The sequence below is a fragment of the Pseudoalteromonas sp. 2CM39R genome (genome assembly GCF_023161845.1).
In genome coordinates, this window is record NZ_JALNTM010000064.1 from 1 (window position 1) to 662 (window position 662).

Below are 662 nucleotides of genomic sequence, written 5' to 3' on the forward strand. Positions count from 1 at the left end.
GCATTAATTCTAGATTTAATACTGGTGTAGTCAGATTGCTCAGGTAAATCAGCCGCTTTTGCTCTTACAGGGTTCAAGTCGACATAGGCAAGGCAAGCGGCAAGTGCTGCTTCATCAAGTAAAGCTTGTGATTTAAAGCGACCTTCCCAGAACCGTCCTTTGCACTCATCTTCTTGATTCGCTTTTCGTGCAATATCCTCATTAAGGACGCGCATAAACCAACTAATACTGCTGAGCCGTTCTCGATATAAATTTACTCTGATATTAACCGCAGCGAGCTCAGCTTGTGTTAGCAATTCGCCATTTAAGAACCGTTGGCAAAGGAAAGTACTTTTGAATAACTTGTGCCATCTAATAAGAATCGCTTTATTATTTAGACGCTTAGCTTTTGGTGTATCAATGTGTAGGACTAGATGAGTGTGATTACTCATAACCGCGTAGGCGCATATATCAATACAAAATACCCGACCAAGTTGAAGTAGTTTCTTTTCAACCCAACCCCGCCTATGTTCATATGAACGACCCGTCAGTGGATCTTGCCCGCACAAATAAGCGCGACGAACGCAGCGTGAAATACAATGGTAGTAAGGCGTGTTTGAAATACTAATTAAGTTTCTACGTGGGGTTGCCATGCTCTTCTCCTCCATGAGTTGAACAATTTA

At 42.1% G+C, this 662-nt stretch carries 1 pseudogene; it reads right to left on the reverse strand.

Annotated elements, in window-relative coordinates:
* Positions 1-632 (reverse strand): annotated as a pseudogene (locus MTF66_RS38400) (transposase); the annotation flags it as partial.
* Positions 633-662 lie beyond the last annotated feature (30 nt).